Origin of the sequence: Candidatus Pelagibacter sp. HIMB1495 (assembly GCF_052047955.1) — a bacterium.
In the GTDB taxonomy this organism is placed as follows: Bacteria; Pseudomonadota; Alphaproteobacteria; order Pelagibacterales; family Pelagibacteraceae; genus Pelagibacter.
On sequence record NZ_JBNAIQ010000001.1, the window covers coordinates 673,699 to 698,181 of the forward strand.

Genomic DNA, 24,483 nt, shown 5'->3' on the forward strand with positions numbered 1-24,483 from the left:
TGGATAATAATTACCAAAATTTCAAAGAAGAAATTAATAAAATTAATCAAAGAATTAAGGAGTATCTTTGAAAACAATAAAATTTATACAAAACTTGAAAAATTAAATTCTCAAATGTTGGATGCCAATTTTTGGCAAGATAAAGATAATTCAAAAAAAGTTATAAAAGAGAAAAAACTCTACGAAGATTTAGTAAATTCTTTAAATCAATCTATCCAAAAATTAAATGATTTTGATGATTTGAATGAGCTTGCTTTAGAGGAAAATAATCTGGCGGTTCAGGAAGAAACATTACAAAATATTAAAGATTTAAAAAAAGAAGTAAAAAAAAATGAAATCAAATGTTTTTTATCAGATGAAGCAGATTCATTAGATTGCTATATAGAAATACATGCAGGTGCTGGAGGTACTGAGAGTCAAGATTGGGCAGATATGTTGAGAAGGATGTATTTGAAATGGTCTGATAAAAAAAGTTTTACATCAAATTTAATTAGTGAGCACAAAGGAGATGAAGCTGGTATTAAATCAGCAACAATAAAAATTGAAGGTGATTATGTATTTGGTTGGTTGAAAAAAGAATCAGGCATTCATCGTCTGGTTAGAATTTCTCCATTTGACTCAGGAGCAAGAAGGCACACAAGTTTTGCAAGTGTCTGGATTTACCCAGTAGTGGATGAAAATATAAATGTTGAGATTTTAGAGAAAGATTTGAGAATAGATACTTATAGATCAAGTGGTGCTGGTGGACAGCATGTAAATACAACTGACAGCGCTGTAAGAGTTACTCACATTCCATCGAAAATAGTAGTCCAATGTCAAAATGAAAGATCACAACATAAAAATAAAGAAACTTGCATGAATATGTTAAAAGCAAGATTGTACGATTTTGAAATTAAAAAAAGAGAAGAGGAGAACCAAAGTACAGAAAACAGTAAGTCAGAAATTGGTTGGGGGCATCAAATAAGATCATATGTTTTGCAACCTTATAGATTGGTAAAAGATAACAGAACAAATTTTGAAAGCACAAGTCCAGATAAAATTCTTGATGGAGAATTAGATGATTTTTTAGAACAATCTCTTTACAAAATTAAATGAAAACAAACATTTTTAAATACTTTTTATTATTTCTAGGATTTTTAATATCACTAATATTTTATTTAAGCATTGTTGGAATAGAAACCGACAAATTTAATCAGCAGATAAAAGACACAGTTGTACAAAGTAATAATAATTTGGATGTATCTTTAAAAAAAGTAAAATTAATTCTTGATCCACTTAAACTTAAAATAAATGCAAAAACTATTGGTGCAAACATATATTATGCAAATAGACCACTTGAGCTCGAATATATAAAAACTCAAGTATCACTTGATTCTATTCTTAAAAATAAATTAGTTTCCTCTAATTTTGAGGTGGCAACAAAGTCAATATTATTAAAGGATTTTGTAAAATTTATAAGAGCCACAAGTAACAAACCAGAATTATTAATTTTGGAAACTTTCATTAAAAAAGGACATGTAATTTTAGATTTAAATCTTAACTTAGATCAAAATGGAAAAATTAAAAATGATTACAAAATTAAAGGATTATTGAAAGATGGAACATTTAAATTTTTTAATGGACTAGATTTTAATAATATTAATTTTTTATTTAATATAGAAAAAGACAACTATTTATTTAAAGATATTAAATTTGCATCAGATCAAATTAATTTTTCATCTAAATTATTAAAAGTTAACAAAAAGAATAATAGTCATTACGTTGAAGGTAAAATTCAAAATTCTGAGGCATTTTTATCTGATAATTTAATTAATATATTAAATTTAAATTTAAATAACTTTAATTTAAAAAAAACTCAGTTTAGTTCTGAGAATATTTTTAATTTTGAAATAACTAATAAATTTAAATTTACTAATTTAAAAATAGACTCTGATATAAATTTTAAAAATGTTATTTATGATAATAATTTAATTCCAAATTATTTTTCAAATCAAAATAGTGAAATCTTATTAGATAATAATAAATTAAAATTAATTTATGAAAACAAAGCTCTTATAGCTAATGGTGTAGGTGAATTTAAGTTAGATAATAAAACAAATAAAATTGAATATACTTTTAAAAGAGAGCAAAATGATATTGAATTTGAAACTAATTTTAATATAAAAAAAGGAACATTAAAAAATCAAAAAATTATTCAAGAATATTTTCCACTTATTAAGGATCAAATACATATTGAAAATCATAAAATAAATTTAAAGTATAAAAACAAAGATTTTACTCTTAAAGGTGAAGGTAAAGTAAAACTTAATAAAGATTTTGATTATTTTAAATATTTTTACAACAAAAATGATAAGGATTTTGAATTCATATCTGACTTTAATTTAAAAAGTGTTGATTTAAAAAATCAAGAATTCTTAAAACAATTTTTCCCATCTACAAAAAAATTTCTCAACCTTCAAAATCATAAAATCAATATCAAATATAAAAATGGTTCATTAACTTTTTCAGGTAATGGAAATATAAAAATTGATAAAAACTATGATGAAATAAATTACTTTGTTCTTAATGATAAAGAAAAAACCAATTTTGATTTAAAATTAATTTTAAATCAAACAGATTTTGAAATTAAAAATTTAAATTATAAGAAAAATATAAATGAAAAAACAAATTTATCAGTTGCTGGAATATTAAAAAGTTCAAAAAATTTAAATTTTGAAAGTATAAGTATTTTAGATAAGAGAAATAAAATTAAGATCAATAATTTAATATTAGATAAAGATTATTTAATAGATAGATTTGATAAAATTGATTTTGATTATATTGATACTGAGAATAAAGATAATCAATTTATTATTCAAAGACAAAAACAAAACGATTATAAATTAAATGGATTGTTTTTGAATGCTAATTCTATAGTAACATATTTACTTGAAAGTAAAAAGGAAAAAGAAAATAAAATTTTTAAAAACAATTTTAATTTAAAAATAAATCTGAATGAAGTTTATATAGATGAAATTTACTTTATTAAAAATTTACAAGGGTTAATTTTTATTAAAGATAATGAAGTCGTAGATACAAATTTATCTGCAAATTTTGATAATAATAAAAATATAGTTTTTTCTATTGAAACAATGAATAACGGTGAAAAAATAACTAAACTTTATTCATCTAAAGCAAAACCATTGGTCAAAAGATATAAATTTATAAAAGGATTTGATGAAGGTAACTTAGATTTTATATCGACAAAAATAAATGGAAAATCAGTTTCAAATTTGAAAATATTTGATTTTAAATTAAAAGAAGTTCCAGCATTGACAAAACTTTTAACACTAGCTTCTCTACAAGGAATTGCCGATATTCTAACTGGAGAAGGAATAAGATTTGATGAGTTTGAAATGCAATTCAATAACCAGAAAAATCTAATGACAATAGATGAGCTCTATGCAATTGGCCCAGCTATTTCAATATTAATGAATGGTTATGTGGAAGAAGAAAAATTGGTAAGTCTAAGAGGGACTTTGGTGCCAGCAACAACTATAAATAAATCAATAAGTAAAATTCCATTATTAGGTAAAATTTTAGTTGGTGATAAAATAGGAGAGGGTGTTTTTGGAGTAAGTTTTAAAATAAAAGGACCACCAAAAGATCTTGAAACCTCAGTAAACCCAATAAAAACATTAACTCCAAGATTTATAACTAGAACTCTTGAAAAAATTAAAAGAAACTAACTTAATTCAATCTTAATGTGCCTTTTTTTACCTATAGAAAGCTTTAAATAATTCTCTGAGAATAGTTCCTGATTAATAATAAATTTTTCATCTGGAACTACAGCATCATTAATCTTAATAGCTTTACCTTTAATTAATCTTCTTATCTCACTTTTTGAATTTTCTGCTTTAGATAAAATTATTAAATCAATTATATTGATAGCATTTTCTAATTGTTTTGTTTCAATTTTAACGCTTGGCAAGTTGGAGCCCAAAGAATTTCCAGAAAATGCCTCTTTTGCTGCTTGTTCAGAATTTTGAGCAGCATCTTCTCCATGTAACATAGCTGTGGCTTTGTTTGCTAACAATATTTTTAATTCATTAATATTTTTTTCTTCTAAAGCATCGATTTCGCTTATATCAATATCAGTAAACATTTTTAAAAATTTAATTACATCTCGGTCATCAACATTTCTCCAAAATTGCCAATAGTCATAAGCTGATAAATATTTTTCGTCTAACCAAATAGCACCATTTTCAGTTTTTCCCATTTTTGCACCTGTGGCTAAAGTAATTAATGGTGTCGTTAATCCGTATGTTTGATTATTAGAATATCTCTTGATAAGTTCGACACCATTTACAATGTTTCCCCATTGATCGGAACCACCTATTTGCAGAATACAATTTTCTTTTTTATTTAATTCTAAAAAATCATAGGCTTGGAGTATCATGTAATTAAATTCCATATAACTAAGCGATTGTTCTCTTTCCAATCTTAGTTTTACACTATCAAATGTAAGCATTCTATTGATGGTAAAATGTTTTCCTATATCTCTTAAAAAAGAAATATAATTTAAATTTTTAAGCCAGGTATAATTATTGACATATATAGGTTTTGTTTTTGGATCGTCATTATCTAGAAATTTTTTTAGAATATTTTGAATATTTTTAATATTTTTTTCAATTTCACTTTCATCTAAAATTTTCCTTGTTTTGTCTTTTCCTGAGGGATCACCTATTCTTGTTGTTCCACCTCCTAACAATACAATTGGCTGATGCCCATTTTTTTGCAACAACCTTAAACACATAATTTGCAATAAACTACCAACATGTAAACTTTCAGCAGTGCAATCAAATCCTATGTAAGCTTTAATTTTTTCTTTATCTAATAAATTAGATAAGTCAGCTTCACTTGTACATTGATAGAAATATCCTCTATCTTTAAATTCTTTTAAAAATTTATTCATAAGACTATAGTTACTATATACAAATTTTTTTTAAAAATAATATCAATGAAAAAAAAATTATTTTCAGCTATGGGCTTAATGAGCGGCACATCTATGGATGGGGTAGATGTTTCAATAATTAAATCTGATGGATATGATGAAATAGAACTAATTTTGGATCAATACTTTAAGTATGATATTGATCTCTATCGGCAATTATCAACCTTAAGAGACAAAATTAAAAGTAGTGAAGATTTGAAAAAATATTCTAAGGAATTGAGTGATTTGGAGAGAGCTTTAACTATTTTTCATGCTGAAAAGATCAGCAAAATAGCATTAAAAAATCAAATTGAAATTGATCTTATAGGTTTTCATGGTCAAACTATTTTCCATAACCCTCAAATAAAAATTACTAAACAACTAGGTGATGGTAACTTGTTGTCTCAATTATTAAAAAAACCAGTAATTTACGATTTTAGACAAACAGATATTGATAACAATGGTCAAGGAGCACCTCTAACACCAATTTACCACAGATTATTAGTTAATAATTTTTTAAATAAAGAAAAATATAATTCAGCTCAACCTATTTGTATTGTTAACATTGGAGGAATATCTAATGCTACAATAATAAATGATATTTCCAATAATATAGAAAATGATTTAATTGCTTATGATATTGGCCCAGGTAATTGTTTAATAGATGAATGGATCAGGAATAATTCAAATTTAACCTTTGATGAAGATGGCAAGATTGCAAAATCTGGAAAAATTGATCAATTAATTCTAAATCAAGCAATAGATAATTTCAAAATTGAGAGTTATTCAAAATCACTTGATGTTAAAGAATTTGATATATCTTTTGCAAGAGGTTTATCTCTAGAGGATGGGTGTTCAACAATTACAGAATTTACAGCATATTTGATTGCAGAAGGAATCAATTTTTTAAATAAAAATAATTCTAACAAATATTTATTTTGTGGTGGAGGTCGAAAGAACAAATTTTTGATTGAGTCAATTATTAGAAATTCAAATTTAAATAAATATAATTTTGATATGATAGATAATTTTGAACTGAATGGAGATTATATCGAGTCCCAAGCGTTTGCTTATTTATCAATCAGATCTAAATTAAATTTACCAATTTCTTTTCCAAGTACAACAAGATGTGACGCTCCAGTCATTGGAGGCAAACTAGTAAATAATTATTAATATAAAGCTGTTTCTTTTTTTATATATTTATCCAAAGTTTTTGTTAAAGCTTCATCAGTTTTAGAAAAGAAATGATTTGCTTCAGTTATTGTTTGGAATTCAACTTTGATACCTTTTTGAGCGCTTAATCTTTTATCTAATTCAGTAATATATTCTACTGGCACCAATTCATCTTTTTTTCCACAAACAACCATCCCAGATGTTGGACATGGAGACAAAAAAGAAAAATCATAGACATTAGGTTGTGGAGATATGGCTATAAATCTATTTATTTCCGGTCTTCTCATAAGGAGCTGCATTGCAATCAAAGAACCAAAAGAAAATCCTGATACCCAACATTGAGAATTATCAAAATTTTCTCTTTCCAACCAATCTAGTGCTGCTGCAGCATCTGCCAGTTCACCTTGACCATTATCAAATTCTCCATCACTTTTTCCAACTCCTCTGAAGTTTACTCTGCAAACTGAAAAATCATTTTCCATGAATGTATGAAATGTATCTACAACTACTTTATTGTTCATGGTTCCCCCATACTGTGGATGAGGCTGTAGGACTAATGCAATAGGAGAAGTATTTTTTTTACTTTTATAATATTTAGCTTCTAATCTACCAGCAGGTCCAGGTATGAAAATTTCTAAAATTTTATTATCCATATATGCAATTGATTATTGTTCTCAAAAAAAAGTTACGTTTATCACAACTGAGCGACAAAATGGTAGTCTTTTTTTACTTTTTAAACTTGACCATTTTAGTCGGGTATGTATAAAAACCCACATTTTAAGGGTAAAAATGAAACTAACATCAAAAGGAAGATATGCCGTAATGGCATTAGTTGATCTAGCAAGGTTTGATAATATCAACCCTGTTTCATTAAGAGACATTTCTTTAAGACAAGGAATTTCATTAGATTTTTTAGAACAAATATTTTCAAAACTTAAAAAAAATCAAATTGTAAAAAGTATTAGAGGTAATCAAGGAGGTTACATTTTATCAAAAGACCCAAGTGAAATAAAACTTACAAATATTTTCAATGCAGTAGATGAGAAAGTTAAAACTGTTCAGTGTAAAAAAGAATCTAAAAAAGGTTGTAATGGTAAAGCAACGAAATGTATTACACACAATCTATGGGATGAGCTTGAGGTTCATATTAATACTTTCTTTGAAAATAAAAGCTTAAACGACTTATTAAAAAATAATAAAGAGAACAGAGTATAGTATGGATAGTAGGCAGAAAGAAATAGATAGTTTGAAAGATTATAAATATGGTTTTTCAACAGATATAGAAAACACAAAAGCCCCCAAGGGTTTAAATGAGGATGTAATAAAATTTATCTCCAATATTAAAAAAGAGCCTCAATGGATGTTAGATTTTAGATTAAAAGCTTTTGAAAGATTTAAACAATTAAAAGAGCCTGATTGGCAGAAACCGAAATATCCTAAAATAGATTATCAGGATCTTTACTACTACTCAGCTCCCAAAAGCATGAAAGATAAACCAAAAAGTTTAGATGATCTTGATCCTAAATTATTAGAGACATATAAAAAATTAGGAATTCCTCTTCAAGAACAAGCAAGATTAAATGGTATTGCTGTGGATGCAGTTTTCGACTCTGTTTCTGTTGCAACTACTTTTAAAGAAGAACTTACTAAGCAAGGAATTATATTTTGCTCGATGTCTGAAGCTATTCAAAAACATCCTGAATTAGTTAAAAAATATCTTGGATCAGTTATTCCTACAACTGATCATTTTTTTGCAACTCTTAATTCTGCAGTTTTTACTGATGGCTCATTTGTATACATCCCAGAGAATGTTAAATGTCCTATGGAATTGTCTACCTACTTTAGGATCAATGCATCAGAAACAGGACAATTTGAAAGAACATTAATCATAGCTGATAAAGGAAGTTATGTAAGCTACCTAGAAGGATGCACAGCTCCAATGAGAGATGAAAATCAATTGCATGCAGCTAATGTTGAATTAATTGCTCTTGATGATGCAGAAATAAAATATTCAACAGTTCAAAATTGGTATCCAGGGGATAAGGATGGAAAAGGTGGAATTTATAATTTTGTTACTAAAAGAGGATTATGCAAAGGTAAAAATTCTAAAATTTCTTGGACCCAAGTAGAAACTGGTTCAGCAATTACATGGAAATATCCAAGTTGTATTTTGAAAGGTGATAATTCAGTAGGTGAGTTTTATTCTATAGCGATTACAAACAATCATCAAAAAGCTGACACTGGTACTAAAATGATACACTTAGGAAAAAACACAAAAAGTAAAATAATTTCAAAAGGAATTTCAGCAGGTAAATCAGATATGATGTACAGAGGATTAGTAGATATATCTTCAAAAGCCGATAATTCTAGAAACTTTACTCAATGTGACTCTTTATTGATGGGTAACAAATGTGGAGCTCATACAATTCCTTATATCAAGAACAAAAATCTTAAATCAAATATAGAACATGAAGCAACAACATCAAAAATTAGTGATGAACAACTATATTACTGCAATCAAAGAGGACTAAATCAAGAAGAAGCAGTTAGTTTAATTGTAAACGGTTTTTGCAAAGAAGTTCTACAGCAGTTACCAATGGAATTTGCAGTAGAAGCACAAAAACTTGTAGGTATTAGTTTAGAGGGGAGTGTTGGATAGATGTTATCAATAGAAAATCTTAAAGCAAAGATTGATGAAAAAGAAATATTAAAAGGTTTAAATTTAGATATTAAACCAGGAGAAGTTCATGCAATTATGGGTCCAAATGGATCTGGAAAAAGCACATTATCAAATATTTTGTCAGGCAAAAAAGGTTACGAAATAAATGGTAAAGTTACATTTGATGGAGAAAACTTATTAGAATTAGAAACAGAAGAAAGAGCTCATAAAGGAATTTTTTTAGCGTTTCAATATCCAATGGAAATACCAGGTGTTAATACAAATACTTTTTTAAAAACATCAATAAATGCAATTAAAAAAGCTAGAGGCGAAAAGGAACTAGATGCAATTGAATTTTTAAAATTAATAAAAGAAAAATCTGCAGAACTAAAATTTGATGAAAAAATTTTAAACCGACAACTTAATGTTGGATTTTCAGGTGGAGAAAAGAAAAAAAATGAAATTTTACAAATGTCTATCTTAAATCCAAAATTATCAATTCTAGATGAAACAGATTCAGGATTAGATATAGATGCTTTAAGGATAGTTTCAGAAGGAGTTAATTCACTAAGAAATAAAAACAATTCTTTTTTAATAATAACTCACTATCAAAGATTATTAGATTATATCAAACCTGATTTTGTTCATGTTCTTAAAAATGGACAAATTATAAAATCAGGTGATTTTGAATTAGCAAAAGAATTAGAAAAAGTAGGTTATGAGGATTTTAATTAATGCAAAATGAACTTAAATTAAATTTTGATAAAATTATTAGTCTAAATAATTTTTCTGATAGTCAGAAAAAAATTAAACAAGAAAATTTTAATAATTATTTTGAAAAAGGTTTACCAAATAAAAGAAATGAGGATTGGAAATTTTCAGATATAAATCAAATTATTTCAAAAAATTTTGACAGTTTAAACTTTATTGTTGATCAAAAAAAAGTTTTTGAAGAAAAAGATTTTCCGCTAGATTTTGAACATAATAAAATAAGTTTTGTTGATGGAAAATTATATGATTTTGATTTTAAACACGAAGACAAAGAGAAAATCTTAGTTGATCAAAATTTAGACTTAGATGATACTATTTATCAAAATACTCTTTTAAATTTGAATTCAGCCTTTCTTACTAGTGTTTCGAAAATTACTATTAAAAAAGGTTACAATGTTAAAAAACCATTGATTTTATTTAATTATTTAAGTGATGGTTTAAAATCTTCTGCAATTAATTCTAGAGTAGATATTAATTTAGAAGATGACAGTTCACTGTGTGTAGTTAATTTTTTAAATGAAAATTCTGAAAAAAATTTCATTAATTTTAGACAAAAAATTAAGATTGGAGAGAATTCAATTTTAAAAAATTACAGTCTAGACTCAAATACTTCAGAAAATATAAAGTATTTCAACAAAGATATCAATTTATCTAAAAATAGTCATTTAGAATATTTTATTTTATCAGAAGGTTCTAAATTTATAAAACAAGATATCAATTGCAATCTAGATGATGAATATGGTTCTATTGCATTAAATGGAATTATCAATTTAGAAAATGAAAAACATCATGAAATAAAAACTGTAATTAATCATAAAAAAGAAAATTGTAAAAGTTATCAATTAATTAAAAGTGTATTGAATGATAAATCAAAAGGAATTTATCAAGGTAAAATTTTTGTAAGTCCTGAAGCACAAAAAACAGATGGATACCAATTAAGTAGAGCTTTATTGTTAAATGAAAGTGTTGAATTTAATGCTAAACCAGAATTAGAAATTTATGCAGACGATGTTAAATGTTCACATGGATCTACATCAGGAAATATTGATGAAAATTCAATTTTTTATTTAATGTCTAGAGGTCTCAGTTATTCAGAATCAAAAAAATTATTAACAAATGGTTTTCTTAACGAGGTAATTGAAAAAATTTCTAATGAAGATGTAAAAAAATTAGTTAAAAAATTATCAGGTATAAATGTATGAACATAGATCAAGTTAAAAAAGAATTTCCAATATTTGATGAGAAAATCCAAAATAATGATTTAGTTTATTTGGATAGTGCAAATTCATCACAAAAACCAAAAGTAGTGGTAGATAGAATTAATGAATTTTATACTAAACAATTTTCTAATGTTGGTAGAAGTGTTCATTATCTTGCGGTTGCTGCAACAAATTTATATGAAAATACAAGAACATCTGTTCAAAAATATATTAATGCTAAAGATAAAAATGAAATAGTATTTACCAAAGGTGCTACCGAAGCATTAAACCTTGTTGCAAATACATTAGGTCAAAATCATTTAAACGAAGGTGATGAAATATTAATTACCGAACTAGAACATCATTCGAATTATGTACCTTGGCATTTTTTAAGAAAATCTAAAAATATAAAAATTAATTTTGCAGAAATAAATGAAGAGGGAGAAATTACACTAGAAGAAATTGAAAAGAAAATTACTCCTAATACAAAAGTTATTTCAATTACTCATTTATCAAATGTGACTGGAGCAATATTACCAGTAAAAGAAATTACTGATTTAGCACATTCAAAAGGAATAATAGTTGTCGTAGATGGTTGCCAAGGAGCTCCTCATTTGAAGCTAGATATGCAAGACTTAGATTGCGATTTTTATGCAATTTCTTGTCATAAAATGTACGGTCCTACAGGATTAGGGGTTCTTTATGGTAAGAAAAAGTGGTTGGATGAACTTCCTCCTTACCAAGGAGGTGGCGGAATGATTAGAGAGGTTAAAAAAGATAGAATTACCTATGGTGATTTACCTAATAAATATGAAGCTGGAACTATGGCTACAGCGCAAGTTATTGCTTTTGATCAATCAATTAAATTTCTGGAGAGCGTAGGTATTGAAAACGTTATGAAACATGAAGCAGAATTAGTTGAGTATGGCCAAGAATTATTAAAAAAAAATAATTCAGTACAATTAATTGGAAATCCAAAAAATAAAGGTGGAGTTTTGTCTTTCACTTTAGAGGGTGTGCATCCTCATGACATCGCAACAATTTTAGATGAAGACGGAGTTGCAATAAGAGCTGGTCATCATTGCTGTCAAATTTTACATGACAAACTTAATATACCAGCGAGCGCAAGAGCTTCTGTTGGAATATATAATACTAAAGAAGATTTAGATAAACTTAATGATGCAATAAATAACTGTAAGAAGATATTTAACTTAAAATGAATTTAAAAGAATTATACCAAGAAATAATTTTAGAGCATGGAAAAAATCCAAGAAATCTTCGTAAGACAGAAGATTTTAATAAAGATGCCAAAGGCAACAATCCACTGTGTGGTGATAACGTTCATGTCTATTTAAAATTAAATGGTCAAAGAATTGTAGAAGATATTTCATTTGAAGGTAGTGGTTGTGCCATTTCTATGGCTTCTGCATCAATAATGACTGATTTAATTAAAGGCAAAAATGAAAATGAGGCAAAAGAGATTGTTGAAGATTTTTTGGGGATGATTAAAGAAAATCCTGAGCTTAAATCAGAAAATCTTAAAGAAGATGAAAAAACAAAACTAATGTGTTTATCTGGAGTAAAACAATATCCAATGAGAGTAAAGTGTGCCACACTATCTTGGCATACGCTAGTCTCAGCTTTTGATAATAAAACTGATGAGGTTAAAACAGAAAATTAATTATGTCGAAAAAAGATCAAATTATTGAAGAAATTAGAAAAATTTATGATCCTGAGTTACCAGTGAATATTTATGAACTAGGTTTGATTTATGATATAAAAGTTGAGGATGATAAATTTGCAAAAATTAAAATGACTTTGACCACTCCTAATTGTCCAGTTGCTGAAAGTTTACCTAAAGAAGTTAAAGATGGCGCAATGCAAGTTGAGGGTATTGAGGACGTTGATCTTGAATTAGTTTGGGACCCACCTTGGAATAAGGACATGATGTCAGAAGCTGCAAAACTGGAGTTAAATTTATAATGAATCCAATAATTAAATTAAGTGATAATGCTGCGGAAAGAATTAAAGAAATTATGTCTAATGCAGAAAAAGACTCTTTAGGTGTAAGAGTTTCAGTTAAATCAGGAGGTTGCGCTGGCATGTCTTACGTCATGGAGTATACCAAAGAGGTAAATCCAAATGATGAAGTCATTGAGGAAAAAGGTGTGAAAGTATTTGTCGATTCTGCTGCTATTATGTATTTGCTTGGAACAGAAATGGATTACAAAAAAGAAGAGCTATCTTCTTCTTTTGTATTCAATAATCCAAACGAAACAGAAAGATGTGGTTGCGGGGAATCCTTTAAAATCTAGCAAAAGTTGAATATTCCCATTTAACGCATATCAGTATTGCATCATATGCATACCTAGTATATATATCTAGGTATGAATAAATTTGAATTTAAAAATCTTGTTAAAAACCTAAGAGATACGATTAAAGAAAGAACTTTCTTTAAAGATTTACGTAAAGAAGTTGAGACCGGTGCAAACGGTACTCAAGATTACGTTGTTAAAAAAGGTATTAACAAAGATACAATTGCAACAACCAGACAGTAATTAAATATTAACTACTGTAATACATCTCAAACTCTACAGGATGAGGTGCATGTTCAAATTTATGAATTTCCTCAAACTTAAGAGCTATATAAGCATCGATTTGGTCGTCAGTAAATACACCACCTTGAGTTAAAAACTCTCTATCTTTATCTAAACTTTCCATTGCTTCTCTTAAAGATCCACAAACAGTTGGTATTGCTTTTACCTCTTCTGGTGGTAATTCATATAAATCTTTATCAAAAGACTCACCTGGATGTATTTTATTTTTAATTCCATCGATACCTGCCATTAACATTGCTGCAAACGTTAGGTAAGGATTACCTGCTGCATCTGGAAACCTAATTTCACATCTTGCACCTTTTTTACTTAGGGTAATTGGAATTCTACATGATGCCGATCTGTTTCTTGCAGAGTAAGCTAATAATACTGGAGCTTCAAAACCAGGGATTAATCTTTTGTAACTATTTGTTGTAGAGTTGGCAAAAGCATTAATCGCTTTAGCATGTTTTAAAATTCCACCAATATAGTGTAATGCAGTTTCTGAAAGTCCTGCATATGCTTCACCTGAAAATACAGGAGTATCACCTTTCCAAATAGATTGGTGAATATGCATACCTGAACCATTATCACCTGCAACTGGTTTTGGCATGAAGGTTGCAGTTTTTCCAAATGAATGTGTTACCATTTGAACTACATACTTATAAAGCTGAACATTATCTGCTTGGTCAACTAAAGTTCCAAAATACATACCAAGTTCGTGTTGACTTGGAGCAACTTCATGGTGATGTTTTTCAACTTTGATACCAACTTCTTTTAAATTTTTTAAATATTCACCACGCATATCTTGCTCACTATCAACAGGTGGCACAGGGAAATAACCCCCTTTAATTTGAGGTCTATGACCCATATTTCCATTTTCATATTCTTTACCTGAATTATATGGACCTTCTTTACTATCTATTTTAAATCCACTTTCATTCATATCATTTTTAATTCTTACATCATCAAAAACAAAAAATTCTGGCTCAGGTCCAAAAAATGCTTTATCACCAATACCTGATGCTTTTAAATATTCCTCTGCTTTTTTTGCAACTCCTCTTGGATCTCTTTCGTAAGGATCTTTTTTGATTGCATCTAAAATATCACAGAACAAAACTACAGTATTATGAGACGTGAAAGGATCCATGAACATTCTTGCAGTATCAGGTTTTAAAATCATGTCAGATTCGTTAATTGCTTTCCATCCAGCAATAGATGAACCATCAAAAAACACTCCTTCATTAAGCATGTCAGCATCTACTATTGATGCATCCATAGTTAAATGTTGAAGTTTTCCTCTTGGATCAGTAAATCTTAGATCTACAAATTCTGCTTCTTTTTCTTTAATAAATTTTAAAACGTTTTCTGCACTCATTTTGTCTCCTATGTAATTTTGATGGAGCCTAATTAGCAAAAAAAAGTTAAAAAATAATGCTTATTTAATAAATAACACCTATGCATTTTTTACATAAGTAGTGTATCTACTCAATCAAATTAGGGAATTTTATAAATTCAATGGAATCAATACTAAATAAAGAACCGGTAAAAAGGGCAGAAAAAGCTCTTAAAACATTCGATCAAAATTTAAATGTTATCGTCTTAGAAAAAACAGCAAGAACAGCCAATGATGCTGCTACAGCTTTGGGTTGCAATGTTGGTGCTATTGTTAAAAGTTTGCTTTTTAGGGCAGGTGACAACTATATATTAAGCTTGGTATCTGGAGACAAGCGTTGCTCATTAAATAAGTTAAAAAAAATTATTAATGAAAAAGACGTGTCCATGGCATCCCCAGAAGCTGTTAAAGAAAATACTGGATATACAATTGGAGGAGTGTCACCAGTAGGTCACTTAAAGCAATGTAAAATCTTTATTGATAAAAGTCTAGAGAGATTCCCAGATATATTTGGAGCAGCTGGACATCCAAATGCTGTTTTCAAAATAAATTATAATAAGTTAATTGAAATAACAAACGGATCACCAGAAGATATTATTGAATGAGAGAACCAAAACTAATTGATTATAGTTTATTAACGTTGTTAGCGTTGATTTGGGCATCTGCTTTTTTTAATATTAAAATTGCAACCTATTCATTTGGTCCTGTTACAATTGCATTTCTAAGAGTTTTTTTTGGTTCAATTCCAGTTTTACTACTTTGCTTTTACAAAGAAATTAAAATCGAGGCATTTTCAAAAGATTGGTATTGGTTTGCAATGATTGGATTTATAAATTTAGTAGCTCCATTTTTTTTAATAGCATATGGAGTTAAATCTGTTCAAAGTAACTTAGCAGCAATTTTAATGTCATCAACTTCACTTAGCTCAGTAGTACTGGGACATTTTTACACCAAAAATGAAAAATTTAATTTAATTAGAACAACAGGAGTTCTAATTGGATTTTCAGGAATAGTTTATTTATTTTCAGATAATTTATTAATTAATGAAAATAACTTTACTTCAGCATTATTAATTTTGTTAGGTGCTACTTGTTATGTAATTGGAGGTCTTTTAACATTAAAAATAAGTAAGAAAAAAAATGAAAATGTAACCAGTTCAATTTTGATTTGGGCTACTATTATATTATTACCTTTAGTATGTTTGATTGAACAACCTTGGGAAACTGTTCCAAGATTAGATTCTACTATTTCAGTTATTTATCTTGGGTTGGTATCTACTGGAATTGCTTGGTTATTGAGATTTAGAATTTTAATTAACAATGGTTTAATTTTTCAATCTCAAGTATCTTATTTAATTCCAATATTTGGTACCATTTTAAGTTATATCTTTTTAAAAGAATTGGTTACTACTAAAGTTATAATTTCATTGATAGCAGTTGCTACAGGTATCTATTTTGTAAGAAAAGGTACAAAATTTAAATAGTGTTTTTAATTGCCTCTATATGTGAAGGCCGAGTTTCACAACATCCTCCAAGAATAGTTGCTCCATTTTCTTTAAATTTTTTTGCAAAAATTGATATTTTTTCAGGATCTAAATCTTTTCTTTGACCTAAAAAACTATTGGGGTTCGATCCATCATTTTCTTTATACTGAGAAGTATAACCACCTTTTGGTTTAGTTGTGATAAATCCGTTTAATTTGAAACCAAATGGAACTTTAAGTTTTTGAATTTCATCTAAATTATTCTCATAATTTTCAGGCGAAACACATGCCAGAATTACTCCTAGGCAATTTTCGGTAATTATTGAATTAATTGCAGAAATTTTTTCTCCACTTGGTAAAGAGTTTCCTTCAGAAATATGAACCCCAACTAAGTATGGTTTATTAAATTTTTTAATAGCTTCTATTCCACATCTAATTTCTTTGATACTGCTCCATACATCAAAATAGAAAAAATCTACTGAAGGGTTTAGTATTTCTGCTAATTCCAAATGATCTTTTGTAATTTCTTTTTCACTTCTCTTGTCTTCTTCATATGTCAAATCTTGAGGCGGGAGTCCTCCTGCAATCTTAACATGTGGATTATTTAATTTAGCTTTTTGTGCAATTTCACAGGCTTTCTTATTTAAGAATTTAAATTGATCTTCTATTCCATTCTCTCTCAATCTTTTTCTTCTCGTTGTAAAAGTTGTAGTTACAATTACATCAGCCCCCGATTTAATAAAATCATTATGAATATTAAGTATTAAGTCGTGGTATTTTTCATCAATTAAAGCATTTGCACTCCACAAAGTTCCCTTGGGCTCCATACCTCTGGCCAATAATTCTTGACCCATTCCACCATCTAAAATTTTTGTTGTTTTAAAAAAATTTTTATCCATCTTATCCTCACTTTTTTAGTGCTTAAGCTACATGCAGGTGCACAATACAGTTCAACTACCTTGCTAATTAGATCTATTGGGAATTTCCATTTTAGCAGTTTATGCCCGCAATAGGATCAAATCGGCAACTAGACTTATATAATATTTTTAAAATTTGTAAATTATTTATTAAAAATTATTTTAGCATTGAAAGAAAACGATCTTCTTTCCTCCTCAATATTAAAGGGGTAGGCTGTATGCATTAAGTAGTTTGGAAATATTAAAAGATCGCCTGTTTTTGGTATCAAATTAAAAATACTTTTTGAAAGAAAAGCTCTTTGTCCATTTATAAAATCAATTGTTCCATTTGTTCTTATTTTTTTATTTTTAACATTTTTATTTTTTGTCATATGTTTTGGAATTTTTAAATAACCAACACCCGATAAGTCTCCTTCATGATAATGTATAGGATTATACTCATTTTTATATTGGCTAACGACCCATAGATTTAAAATTCTAATTTCTTTAATTTTTTTAATATGTTCTTTAGTTAGAAAAATTTTAATATTTTTTATTAATTCTTTTTCTAAATTTTTCTTTATAAAACTTTTAGAAATTTGAACTTCTTTTCTAATTTGACTTGCTAATTTTGGACTATAATCATTTGATTTTGAGAAGATTTTTGTGTCAACTTCCCTGTTAAGTTTTTCTAAAAATTTTTTAGAAATTTTAGATTTTCCTATTGAAGGCCCAAATGGTTTAAAATTTTTCATGAGAAATTAAATATATCAAAAAATAATTAATTCAACTCAAGCTATAAGTGTTATGCCCATTCTTATAGCGACAAAAATTACTAAGCATGCAGTCATTAAAGCTAATATTTTGTTAGATAGGAATTTTATATTTAAAAAACTTCCAATTTGACCACCAATTAAGACTGCAATAAATAGTGGCCAGTAATTGAAAAATTCGTTGAAGACCATATCCTTTGTTAATTGTCCACCTATACCAAATACTGAATTTACTAAAATAAATAAGGATGCAGTACTTGTTATATGCCTTGGTAATCCTGCTTTCATCAAAAATAAAATAGGACTTAAAAATATCCCGCCACCAATACCAACCAAACCAGATATAAAACCAATTATTGATCCTATTAATATTGAGAAAACCAAGGGTATTTTTTTAACAACAATTTCTTGTTTGTTAAAGGATTTGCTTTCAATAAGTAAAAAGACTCCAGCTAATATTAAAATAAAGAAAAGTAAAATTTCAAATAAATTTTTGTCAATTGAGATAGATGCTCCGATAAAAGCAAGAGGTATAGAACCAATTAAGTAAGGATATAGTAAATTAAAATTAATATTCTTTGATTTTAAAAAATTTATAGAATTTCCAGAAACTACAATAATATTACAAATCAAAGCTAAAATTGGAAAAATATAGTAAGGAACATCCCAAATTAAAAGCAAAGCAAGATAAGTTGAGCCACCACCAAATCCTATACTCGAATATAATATTGCGGTTATAAAAAAAAATATTGTAAGTATAATCATTAAAAAAATTATTTATGATTGTAAATATAGCTTTATTAACTGTAACAGATACAAGAACAATTGATAACGATAAATCGGGTGCGATCTTGGTTGAAAAAATTAAAGAAGCCAATCATCAATTAATTGATAGAAAAATTTGTAAAGACAATAAAGGAGATATAGTTAAAATTCTAAAAGACTGGACTAATCATAAAGATATTGATGTTATCATTACAACTGGTGGCACAGGTTTAACCGGAAGAGATATCACACCCGAGGCTGTTGATGAAATAGCAGATAAACATATTCCAGGATTTGGTGAAGTTTTTAGGACTATTAGCTTAAAAACAGTTGGTACGTCTTCAATTCAATCTAGAGCTTGTGCAGTTCTATCAAATGGTAAATACATATTTGCCTTACCAGGATCCTCAGGAGGAGTAACAGATGCTTGGGACGGTATTCTTAAACATCAATTAGATATTAACCACAAACCTTGTAATTTTGTTGAATTGTTTCCTAGACTAAAAGAGAAATAAAAAAATATCTTATTATTTTTCCAAAACTCACAAGCAATAAAAAAATTAAAAATTTAATTCTCATCGTTCCAGCAATAAAAGTAAGTGGATCACCAATAATTGGTACCCACGCAAATAACAAAGACCATTTACCATACTTTTTAAACCACCTGGATGATCTATCAATTTGTGTGTTGCTAAAAAGAAACCATTTTTTATCTTGAAATTTCAAGAAATAAATTCCTAGAAACCAATTGAAGATGGATCCTAAAATATTTCCAAAACTTGCAAAAAATATTAACAAAAATTTATTATAAATTTCTGATAATAAATAAGTTGCTAATATAGCTTCTGATGAAAAAGGAAGTATTGTTGCTGCTAAAAATGAAACAATAAATAGACTTAAATAAGCAAACATTAACTTGAATTGAATAGAAAGTTATTTTTGGTATTTTTCTTTCCATTCAGAGTAGGGCATTCCATAAATATGTTGCCTTGCATCAGGATCTGATATTTCTACTCCTTTTTTTTCAGCTTCTTCTCTGTACCATCTAGACAAACAATTTCTGCAAAATCCAGCTAAATTCATTAAATCAATGTTTTGAACATCTTTTCTTTCATCTAGATGTTTCATTAATCTTTCGAGTGTAGCTGATTGAATTTCTTTTTTTAGATTATCATCCATAATTTACATTCCTATTTTTAATTTTAATTCTTAAAGCAAGTAAAACAAGTATTATTACCAGATATACTAGTGGTCTAAAAAAAATTGTTTTAGATAACCATATGTAATGAAGAGCTCCAAATATCGCTATTACGTAAATTAATCTGTGTAATTTTTTCCAATTGTTTTTAAGCAACTTCATCATCATTTGAGAAGATGTAATTGCCAATGGAAGTAATAATACCCATGCTGAAAATCCAATAAAGATGTATTTTTTTTTCAGAACATCATCAAGTATTGGCTCTAAATTAAATCTATAATCTATACCTATGTAAGTAAGCAAATGAAGAGATGCATAAAAAAATACAAATAATCCCAACATTCTTCTAAAACTTATCCAAATATTTAAATTTGTTAGCCTTTTAAGTGGCGTCATACTTAAAGTTAGACAGATAAATATTAAAGTCCATTCTCCAGTAAAATGAGTAATTTCTTTTACAGGTTCTGGCCCCAGTTTATTAAAGTATATTTTGTAAAAAATTAATAAAAATGGAATTGTACTTAAAATAAACACACCTGGTTTAAAATATTTTCTCATTAAAAATATTTTTTTAGATTCATCCCTGTGTATAAATTTGCGACTTCATCTCCGTAACCATTAAACATTAATGTTTTTACTCTTGGTACCCAAATATCTTTACCAATTATTCTTTCTGTTGCTTGAGACCATCTAGGATGATCTACATTAGGATTAACATTAGAGTAAAATCCATATTCTCGTGGAGATGCCCACATCCATGATGAAGTCGGCATTTTTTCTACAAATTTTATCTTAACAATTGCTTTTGCACTTTTGAAACCATACTTCCAAGGGATAAATATTCTCAGAGGCGCTCCATTTTGATTTGGAAGCTTTTTACCATACAAACCAGTCACAACTGTAGTTAAAGGGTGCATTGCTTCATCTATTCTTAACCCTTCTTTGTAAGGCCAGTTCAAAACCGGATATCTTTGACCTTTCATTTGTTCAGGATCATAAACACTTTCAAATTCAATATACTTTGCTTTGCTAGTTGGGTTTACTTTTGACAATAATTTACTTAACGAAAAACCCATCCATGGAATTACCATTGACCATCCTTCTACACATCTTAATCTGTATATTCTTTCTTCAGAGGTAAATGTTTCGGTTATTTCTTCCATAGAAATTTTGATAGGTTTTTCAACTTCACCCTCTATACTTATTGTCCATGGTGATGTTTTAAAATTTTGTGAATTAACATAAGGATCACTCTTTGAAGTACCGAACTCATAATAATTATTATAAGTTGTTATATCTTTAAAACTTGTAAGTTCATTCCTATCATCAGCTTGAGATTGACTTGCAAAAGGAATTGTGGCTAAAGCTAAAGAACTTGCTCCATACCCAAGAGATTTAACAAAAGATCTTCTATTTTTATAAATTTTCTCTGGTGTTATTTCTGAATACTTAATTTTTTTCATGAATAATAGGATTTCCTTTTAACCAATCACTTTGATTATTTGTGTAATGTTCTTTTTTCCATATAGGAGACCTTTTTTTAATTTCTTCAATTATATATCTTGATAGTACATAAGCCTCATCTCTATGCTTGCACGCAACTGCTATAATAATACTAATTTCGCCTAAGTTTAAGTAACCTTTGGCATGTTCAATAAAAACACTCTTATTTTTTATGTTTAGTTTTTCTTCTGCCTCACTATAAATTTCTTCAAAACTTTTTATTACCAAAGCATCATGGCTATCATATGTAATACCTAAAACACTTTTATTATTATTTTGATTACGAACTGTGCCACTAAAAATTAGCGATGCTCCAAAATCATTGGATGCTATAAATTTTTCAGCATCAATTAATGATAATTTTTTAACTTTACTATCTAAAATGTCAGTATGAAGCATTAGCCTCCTCCAATTGGAGGAATAATACCAATTTTTTCATTGTTTGTGATTTTATAATTGTCGCTAACAATATTATTTTTTTCTGAACAAAAAGCTGAAGAGTTAATGATTTTTATATAATTTTCATTTCCATTAAATTTCTGATCTACATATTGAATTATTTTATTCCTTATATCCTTGATTGTTGTTTTTTGACCCAGATCTAGTTCTAATAAATTTTGGTCATTAAAATCTCTAGCAGCTCCAAACAACTCAATTTTAACTTTCATAAAGTTTAGAAAAAATCTTTTAAAAAATTCGGAATTCCATCTGGATTTTTCCATAATCCAGTTTTTCCACCTTCTTTAATTAATAATTTTACATTATCTATTTTTAGATGAGGATTTACAATTTTGCTTAAATCGTAAATTGTAATCAGAGCTGTATTTACACCCATTATTGCTTCCATCTCTACACCTGTTTTGGCATAGGTGGAAACCACACAGTATACTTCTAGTGAACTATCTTCTTCATTCATTATGATTTTAGTAGCAGTATGATCTATTGGAAGAGGATGACACAAAGGTATTAATTCACTTGTTTTTTTAACACCTAATACTGCCGAAACTTCTGCTAAAGTAATTGGATCACCTTTAGGCATCTTTTTACTTTTAATAAGTTCAAATACCTCTTTGCCAACATAAATTTTTCCTGATGCCAAAGCTCTACGGAAAGTTTCTTTTTTTTCAGAAACATCAATCATTTTAAATGAATTTTTTTTAAAAATTTCTTTTGCCCAGTTTTTTAAATCGTTGTTAGTTACAATCTTTAAATTTTTCATCTTATCCACCTGTTGTTGATAGATTTTTTGTTAATCCTGTTTCTCCTATTTCTAAATAGTGAGATTCTTTTTTATAATTTAATTGTTTCAAAATTAAATCTTTCAGTTCTTCAGTTTGGTCATCTCTTTGCATCAAGTGTCTAATATTTATTCCAGTATTTCCAAATAAACACAATCTTAAATCACCCTTGGCAGTTATTCTTAGTCTATTACAACTCTTACAAAAATCTTTTGAGTAGGGTGCAATAACACCAAATTTTCCTTTGTATTCAGGATTTATATAATTCTTTGAAGGACCAGCATCTTTACCAAATGTTTGAATCACCCAATTATTATTATTTAAATAATCTGTAAATTTATTTGCAGACACATGATACTGATTAAAATAATCTAAATTATCTCCAGTTTGCATTAATTCTATATATCTAAAATCAATTTGATTATTTTTTATAAAATTAGCCCAACTTTTAAAATCTTCTTCTTTATCATTAACTCCTTTAAGAAGAACTGCATTAACTTTAATATTTTTAAAATTTAGTTTTTGTAATTTTTTAATTCCTTCTAAAATCTCATTTAATCTATCATGTCCTGTAATTTTTTTAAAAGTTTTTGGATCAAGACTATCAATACTTATATTTATGCCATCAAGACCACTTTCATTTAAATCATATGCAATTCTATCTAAGTGATATCCATTAGTAGTAATTACAGTTTTTTTAATTCCTGAGTTTTTTTTAATTATTTTAATTATATCCAAAAAATCTTTTCTAACGGTAGGTTCTCCTCCAGTTAATCTTATTTTAGATACACCTAATTCTGATAGAGCTTTTGCAAGTCTTCCAATTTCTTCTTTAGTTATAAAGGTTCTGTTATCACTTTTATCAATTTTATAACCATTAGGTAAACAGTAGCCACATTTAAAATTACACACATCAGATATTGACAATCTTATGTATGGAAACCTCCGTCCAAAACTATCTTTGAGAATATTCATATGATATATTGAGTATTATTTCTTAAATAATCTATGAGTCAAATTTTAAATGATAATGAGATCGAACTATTTAAAAGAGATGGAGCGGTATTTTTAAGAAATAAATTTGATATCAAATGGATTGAGCTTTTAAGATCTGGAATAAATAAAGCAAAAAATAATCCAAGTCCAAGATTTACTAATCATACCACAGATCCAAATTTACCTTGTTATTTAGAGGATTTTTGGACATGGAACTTACATGAAGAATTTGAAAATTTTGTTTTTAATTCACCTACAGCTAAAATTGCCTCTGAATTGCTAGATGCTAAGCAGATTAATTTAGTAATGGATAATTGGTTTTTTAGAGAAGCTGGCTCTGCATCTAAACCACCATTTCATCATGATATTTCTTATTTTGATTTTGAAGGTTCCATGTGTGTTTTGTGGATACCTCTTGAACCAGTAAGAAAAGAAGATTCTATTGCTTGGATAAAAGGCTCTCATTTGTGGAATAAATTATTTCTAAGAACTCGTTTTAAAGACGGTCATAAAGTTGATGGAGCAGAAGGAGTTGTTAATGGTGTTAAGTATGAATTAACCCCAGATATAATTTCTAACAAAGAAAATTATGAATTTTTAGAATGGGATTTAGAAGTAGGAGATTGTGTATATTTTGATATTAGGACTTTGCATGGAGCTTTACACGAAACTACTCCAAAATCAGATGTAAATAGATTTACACTTAGAATGGCGAAAGAAAATTCAAAAATAATTTATAGAGGTGATTGGGCTAGAGAAGAAAGATCAATTATGGAAGCTAATGGATATAAAAACGGTGATGATTTAAGTGGTAAAATGTTTCCAATCCTTTATGAAATTAATTCAAATTAATTATAAAATCTATTTG

The 24,483-nt window shown here is 27.7% G+C and carries 30 protein-coding genes and 1 riboswitch; of the genes, 16 read left to right on the forward strand and 14 right to left on the reverse strand.

Going from position 1 to position 24,483, the window contains the following annotated elements:
- Positions 1-3: 3 nt before the first annotated feature.
- Both prfB and ACTTAW_RS03490 read left to right on the forward strand, forming a co-directional pair.
- Positions 4-1,095 carry a peptide chain release factor 2 gene (prfB, locus tag ACTTAW_RS03485; protein ID WP_440651914.1) on the forward strand — a complete coding sequence of 364 codons (1,092 nt, stop codon included), beginning with the start codon at positions 4-6 and terminating at the stop codon, positions 1,093-1,095.
- On the forward strand, positions 1,092-3,728 hold the full coding sequence (locus ACTTAW_RS03490) for a hypothetical protein (RefSeq protein WP_440651158.1): 2,637 nt from the start codon (positions 1,092-1,094) through the stop codon (positions 3,726-3,728). The genes prfB and ACTTAW_RS03490 overlap by 4 nt, the downstream gene beginning before the upstream one ends.
- Here the strand turns inward: ACTTAW_RS03490 and tyrS are convergent.
- Positions 3,725-4,954, reverse strand: coding sequence for a tyrosine--tRNA ligase (gene tyrS / locus ACTTAW_RS03495; protein WP_440651159.1), 1,230 nt, complete (start codon positions 4,952-4,954; stop codon positions 3,725-3,727). The two genes, ACTTAW_RS03490 and tyrS, sit on opposite strands and share 4 nt — an antisense overlap.
- Positions 4,955-4,999: 45 nt before the next feature.
- Here tyrS and ACTTAW_RS03500 point away from each other — a divergent pair, with 45 nt between their 5' ends.
- On the forward strand, positions 5,000-6,145 hold the full coding sequence (locus ACTTAW_RS03500) for an anhydro-N-acetylmuramic acid kinase (RefSeq protein ID WP_440651160.1): 1,146 nt from the start codon (positions 5,000-5,002) through the stop codon (positions 6,143-6,145).
- Here the strand turns inward: ACTTAW_RS03500 and ACTTAW_RS03505 are convergent.
- Entirely contained in the window at positions 6,142-6,786 is a 645-nt protein-coding gene (locus ACTTAW_RS03505) for an alpha/beta hydrolase (protein WP_440651916.1), read from the reverse strand. The two genes, ACTTAW_RS03500 and ACTTAW_RS03505, sit on opposite strands and share 4 nt — an antisense overlap.
- Positions 6,787-6,934: 148 nt before the next feature.
- On the opposite strand from ACTTAW_RS03505, the gene ACTTAW_RS03510 reads away from it, so the two are divergent.
- The 9 genes from ACTTAW_RS03510 (at position 6,935) to ACTTAW_RS03550 (ending at position 13,332) form a co-directional block, all read left to right on the forward strand.
- Complete coding sequence (locus tag ACTTAW_RS03510; protein ID WP_440614619.1) at positions 6,935-7,360, forward strand: Rrf2 family transcriptional regulator; 426 nt, start codon at positions 6,935-6,937, stop codon at positions 7,358-7,360.
- A gap of 1 nt (position 7,361) precedes the next feature.
- Positions 7,362-8,804: a Fe-S cluster assembly protein SufB gene (gene sufB / locus ACTTAW_RS03515; protein ID WP_262589522.1), complete on the forward strand. Its 1,443-nt coding sequence runs from the start codon at positions 7,362-7,364 to the stop codon at positions 8,802-8,804.
- Entirely contained in the window at positions 8,805-9,539 is a 735-nt protein-coding gene (sufC, locus tag ACTTAW_RS03520) for a Fe-S cluster assembly ATPase SufC (RefSeq protein WP_440618646.1), read from the forward strand.
- Positions 9,539-10,777: a Fe-S cluster assembly protein SufD gene (sufD, locus tag ACTTAW_RS03525; RefSeq protein ID WP_440651161.1), complete on the forward strand. Its 1,239-nt coding sequence runs from the start codon at positions 9,539-9,541 to the stop codon at positions 10,775-10,777. Before sufC ends, sufD begins: the two co-directional genes overlap by 1 nt.
- Positions 10,774-11,994, forward strand: a complete 1,221-nt coding sequence (locus tag ACTTAW_RS03530) for an aminotransferase class V-fold PLP-dependent enzyme (protein ID WP_440651162.1) — start codon at positions 10,774-10,776, stop codon at positions 11,992-11,994. The genes sufD and ACTTAW_RS03530 overlap by 4 nt, the downstream gene beginning before the upstream one ends.
- Positions 11,991-12,455: a Fe-S cluster assembly sulfur transfer protein SufU gene (gene sufU, locus ACTTAW_RS03535; RefSeq protein WP_262589517.1), complete on the forward strand. Its 465-nt coding sequence runs from the start codon at positions 11,991-11,993 to the stop codon at positions 12,453-12,455. The genes ACTTAW_RS03530 and sufU overlap by 4 nt, the downstream gene beginning before the upstream one ends.
- A 2-nt stretch (positions 12,456-12,457) precedes the next feature.
- Positions 12,458-12,757: an SUF system Fe-S cluster assembly protein gene (locus tag ACTTAW_RS03540; protein WP_075506523.1), complete on the forward strand. Its 300-nt coding sequence runs from the start codon at positions 12,458-12,460 to the stop codon at positions 12,755-12,757.
- Positions 12,757-13,089: a HesB/IscA family protein gene (locus tag ACTTAW_RS03545; protein WP_075506524.1), complete on the forward strand. Its 333-nt coding sequence runs from the start codon at positions 12,757-12,759 to the stop codon at positions 13,087-13,089. The genes ACTTAW_RS03540 and ACTTAW_RS03545 overlap by 1 nt, the downstream gene beginning before the upstream one ends.
- Positions 13,090-13,161: 72 nt before the next feature.
- On the forward strand, positions 13,162-13,332 hold the full coding sequence (locus ACTTAW_RS03550; protein ID WP_179850436.1) for a hypothetical protein: 171 nt from the start codon (positions 13,162-13,164) through the stop codon (positions 13,330-13,332).
- Between the two features lie 7 nt (positions 13,333-13,339).
- Here the strand turns inward: ACTTAW_RS03550 and glnA are convergent, their stop codons facing one another.
- Positions 13,340-14,746: a type I glutamate--ammonia ligase gene (glnA, locus tag ACTTAW_RS03555; protein WP_440635040.1), complete on the reverse strand. Its 1,407-nt coding sequence runs from the start codon at positions 14,744-14,746 to the stop codon at positions 13,340-13,342.
- 140 nt (positions 14,747-14,886) lie between these two features.
- Here glnA and ACTTAW_RS03560 point away from each other — a divergent pair, with 140 nt between their 5' ends.
- Both ACTTAW_RS03560 and ACTTAW_RS03565 read left to right on the forward strand, forming a co-directional pair.
- A complete protein-coding gene (locus ACTTAW_RS03560) occupies positions 14,887-15,369 on the forward strand; it encodes a YbaK/EbsC family protein (RefSeq protein WP_440651163.1) in 483 nt (160 codons plus the stop codon).
- Positions 15,366-16,247: a DMT family transporter gene (locus tag ACTTAW_RS03565; protein WP_440651164.1), complete on the forward strand. Its 882-nt coding sequence runs from the start codon at positions 15,366-15,368 to the stop codon at positions 16,245-16,247. Before ACTTAW_RS03560 ends, ACTTAW_RS03565 begins: the two co-directional genes overlap by 4 nt.
- On the opposite strand, the gene ACTTAW_RS03570 is transcribed toward ACTTAW_RS03565, so the two are convergent.
- The 3 genes from ACTTAW_RS03570 to ACTTAW_RS03580 form a co-directional block, all read right to left on the reverse strand.
- Positions 16,240-17,145, reverse strand: a complete 906-nt coding sequence (locus ACTTAW_RS03570) for a homocysteine S-methyltransferase family protein (protein ID WP_440651165.1) — start codon at positions 17,143-17,145, stop codon at positions 16,240-16,242. The two genes, ACTTAW_RS03565 and ACTTAW_RS03570, sit on opposite strands and share 8 nt — an antisense overlap.
- 7 nt (positions 17,146-17,152) lie before the next feature.
- Positions 17,153-17,215: riboswitch (SAM riboswitch) on the reverse strand.
- 91 nt (positions 17,216-17,306) lie between these two features.
- Complete coding sequence (locus tag ACTTAW_RS03575) at positions 17,307-17,897, reverse strand: putative 2OG-Fe(II) oxygenase (protein WP_440651166.1); 591 nt, start codon at positions 17,895-17,897, stop codon at positions 17,307-17,309.
- Between the two features lie 36 nt (positions 17,898-17,933).
- The gene (locus tag ACTTAW_RS03580; RefSeq protein ID WP_440651167.1) at positions 17,934-18,680 is read right to left on the reverse strand and encodes a sulfite exporter TauE/SafE family protein; all 747 of its coding nucleotides are present in this window, start codon (positions 18,678-18,680) and stop codon (positions 17,934-17,936) included.
- A 14-nt stretch (positions 18,681-18,694) separates the two neighbouring features.
- On the opposite strand from ACTTAW_RS03580, the gene ACTTAW_RS03585 reads away from it, so the two are divergent.
- Complete coding sequence (locus ACTTAW_RS03585) at positions 18,695-19,195, forward strand: molybdenum cofactor synthesis domain-containing protein (RefSeq protein WP_075506531.1); 501 nt, start codon at positions 18,695-18,697, stop codon at positions 19,193-19,195.
- Here ACTTAW_RS03585 and ACTTAW_RS03590 read toward each other — a convergent pair.
- From ACTTAW_RS03590 to moaA, 8 genes are read right to left on the reverse strand one after another with little or no spacing between them, the layout of a single operon-like run.
- Positions 19,176-19,592 (reverse strand): YqaA family protein, encoded by a 417-nt coding sequence (locus ACTTAW_RS03590; RefSeq protein ID WP_440651168.1) that lies wholly within the window; start codon positions 19,590-19,592, stop codon positions 19,176-19,178. The two genes, ACTTAW_RS03585 and ACTTAW_RS03590, sit on opposite strands and share 20 nt — an antisense overlap.
- Positions 19,593-19,613: 21 nt before the next feature.
- A complete protein-coding gene (locus tag ACTTAW_RS03595) occupies positions 19,614-19,859 on the reverse strand; it encodes a DUF1244 domain-containing protein (protein ID WP_440651169.1) in 246 nt (81 codons plus the stop codon).
- Positions 19,852-20,436 (reverse strand): sulfite oxidase heme-binding subunit YedZ, encoded by a 585-nt coding sequence (locus ACTTAW_RS03600; RefSeq protein WP_440651170.1) that lies wholly within the window; start codon positions 20,434-20,436, stop codon positions 19,852-19,854. The genes ACTTAW_RS03595 and ACTTAW_RS03600 overlap by 8 nt, the downstream gene beginning before the upstream one ends.
- Positions 20,436-21,341, reverse strand: coding sequence for a protein-methionine-sulfoxide reductase catalytic subunit MsrP (msrP, locus tag ACTTAW_RS03605; protein ID WP_440651171.1), 906 nt, complete (start codon positions 21,339-21,341; stop codon positions 20,436-20,438). Before msrP ends, ACTTAW_RS03600 begins: the two co-directional genes overlap by 1 nt.
- Positions 21,328-21,780: a molybdopterin synthase catalytic subunit gene (locus tag ACTTAW_RS03610; RefSeq protein ID WP_440651172.1), complete on the reverse strand. Its 453-nt coding sequence runs from the start codon at positions 21,778-21,780 to the stop codon at positions 21,328-21,330. The genes msrP and ACTTAW_RS03610 overlap by 14 nt, the downstream gene beginning before the upstream one ends.
- Positions 21,780-22,049 carry a molybdopterin biosynthesis protein MoeD gene (locus tag ACTTAW_RS03615; protein ID WP_262589501.1) on the reverse strand — a complete coding sequence of 90 codons (270 nt, stop codon included), beginning with the start codon at positions 22,047-22,049 and terminating at the stop codon, positions 21,780-21,782. The genes ACTTAW_RS03610 and ACTTAW_RS03615 overlap by 1 nt, the downstream gene beginning before the upstream one ends.
- Positions 22,050-22,054: 5 nt before the next feature.
- Positions 22,055-22,600 carry a cyclic pyranopterin monophosphate synthase MoaC gene (gene moaC, locus ACTTAW_RS03620; protein ID WP_440633963.1) on the reverse strand — a complete coding sequence of 182 codons (546 nt, stop codon included), beginning with the start codon at positions 22,598-22,600 and terminating at the stop codon, positions 22,055-22,057.
- A gap of 1 nt (position 22,601) precedes the next feature.
- Positions 22,602-23,594, reverse strand: a complete 993-nt coding sequence (gene moaA / locus ACTTAW_RS03625) for a GTP 3',8-cyclase MoaA (RefSeq protein ID WP_440651173.1) — start codon at positions 23,592-23,594, stop codon at positions 22,602-22,604.
- 33 nt (positions 23,595-23,627) lie between these two features.
- Between moaA and ACTTAW_RS03630 the strand changes: the two genes are divergently transcribed.
- Positions 23,628-24,467, forward strand: coding sequence for a phytanoyl-CoA dioxygenase family protein (locus tag ACTTAW_RS03630; RefSeq protein ID WP_440651174.1), 840 nt, complete (start codon positions 23,628-23,630; stop codon positions 24,465-24,467).
- The last annotated feature ends 16 nt before the right edge of the window (positions 24,468-24,483 follow it).

Coding starts and splice junctions, on each gene's coding strand:
- ACTTAW_RS03490 (WP_440651158.1), top strand. CDS start 1,092: ATGAAAACAAACATTTTTAAATACTTTTTATTATTTCTAGGATTTTTA.
- tyrS (WP_440651159.1), bottom strand. CDS start 4,954: ATGAATAAATTTTTAAAAGAATTTAAAGATAGAGGATATTTCTATCAA.
- ACTTAW_RS03500 (WP_440651160.1), top strand. CDS start 5,000: ATGAAAAAAAAATTATTTTCAGCTATGGGCTTAATGAGCGGCACATCT.
- ACTTAW_RS03510 (WP_440614619.1), top strand. CDS start 6,935: ATGAAACTAACATCAAAAGGAAGATATGCCGTAATGGCATTAGTTGAT.
- sufB (WP_262589522.1), top strand. CDS start 7,362: ATGGATAGTAGGCAGAAAGAAATAGATAGTTTGAAAGATTATAAATAT.
- sufC (WP_440618646.1), top strand. CDS start 8,805: ATGTTATCAATAGAAAATCTTAAAGCAAAGATTGATGAAAAAGAAATA.
- sufD (WP_440651161.1), top strand. CDS start 9,539: ATGCAAAATGAACTTAAATTAAATTTTGATAAAATTATTAGTCTAAAT.
- ACTTAW_RS03530 (WP_440651162.1), top strand. CDS start 10,774: ATGAACATAGATCAAGTTAAAAAAGAATTTCCAATATTTGATGAGAAA.
- sufU (WP_262589517.1), top strand. CDS start 11,991: ATGAATTTAAAAGAATTATACCAAGAAATAATTTTAGAGCATGGAAAA.
- ACTTAW_RS03540 (WP_075506523.1), top strand. CDS start 12,458: ATGTCGAAAAAAGATCAAATTATTGAAGAAATTAGAAAAATTTATGAT.
- ACTTAW_RS03545 (WP_075506524.1), top strand. CDS start 12,757: ATGAATCCAATAATTAAATTAAGTGATAATGCTGCGGAAAGAATTAAA.
- ACTTAW_RS03550 (WP_179850436.1), top strand. CDS start 13,162: ATGAATAAATTTGAATTTAAAAATCTTGTTAAAAACCTAAGAGATACG.
- glnA (WP_440635040.1), bottom strand. CDS start 14,746: ATGAGTGCAGAAAACGTTTTAAAATTTATTAAAGAAAAAGAAGCAGAA.
- ACTTAW_RS03560 (WP_440651163.1), top strand. CDS start 14,887: ATGGAATCAATACTAAATAAAGAACCGGTAAAAAGGGCAGAAAAAGCT.
- ACTTAW_RS03565 (WP_440651164.1), top strand. CDS start 15,366: ATGAGAGAACCAAAACTAATTGATTATAGTTTATTAACGTTGTTAGCG.
- ACTTAW_RS03570 (WP_440651165.1), bottom strand. CDS start 17,145: ATGGATAAAAATTTTTTTAAAACAACAAAAATTTTAGATGGTGGAATG.
- ACTTAW_RS03575 (WP_440651166.1), bottom strand. CDS start 17,897: ATGAAAAATTTTAAACCATTTGGGCCTTCAATAGGAAAATCTAAAATT.
- ACTTAW_RS03580 (WP_440651167.1), bottom strand. CDS start 18,680: ATGATTATACTTACAATATTTTTTTTTATAACCGCAATATTATATTCG.
- ACTTAW_RS03585 (WP_075506531.1), top strand. CDS start 18,695: ATGATTGTAAATATAGCTTTATTAACTGTAACAGATACAAGAACAATT.
- ACTTAW_RS03590 (WP_440651168.1), bottom strand. CDS start 19,592: ATGTTTGCTTATTTAAGTCTATTTATTGTTTCATTTTTAGCAGCAACA.
- ACTTAW_RS03595 (WP_440651169.1), bottom strand. CDS start 19,859: ATGGATGATAATCTAAAAAAAGAAATTCAATCAGCTACACTCGAAAGA.
- ACTTAW_RS03600 (WP_440651170.1), bottom strand. CDS start 20,436: ATGAGAAAATATTTTAAACCAGGTGTGTTTATTTTAAGTACAATTCCA.
- msrP (WP_440651171.1), bottom strand. CDS start 21,341: ATGAAAAAAATTAAGTATTCAGAAATAACACCAGAGAAAATTTATAAA.
- ACTTAW_RS03610 (WP_440651172.1), bottom strand. CDS start 21,780: ATGCTTCATACTGACATTTTAGATAGTAAAGTTAAAAAATTATCATTA.
- ACTTAW_RS03615 (WP_262589501.1), bottom strand. CDS start 22,049: ATGAAAGTTAAAATTGAGTTGTTTGGAGCTGCTAGAGATTTTAATGAC.
- moaC (WP_440633963.1), bottom strand. CDS start 22,600: ATGAAAAATTTAAAGATTGTAACTAACAACGATTTAAAAAACTGGGCA.
- moaA (WP_440651173.1), bottom strand. CDS start 23,594: ATGAATATTCTCAAAGATAGTTTTGGACGGAGGTTTCCATACATAAGA.
- ACTTAW_RS03630 (WP_440651174.1), top strand. CDS start 23,628: ATGAGTCAAATTTTAAATGATAATGAGATCGAACTATTTAAAAGAGAT.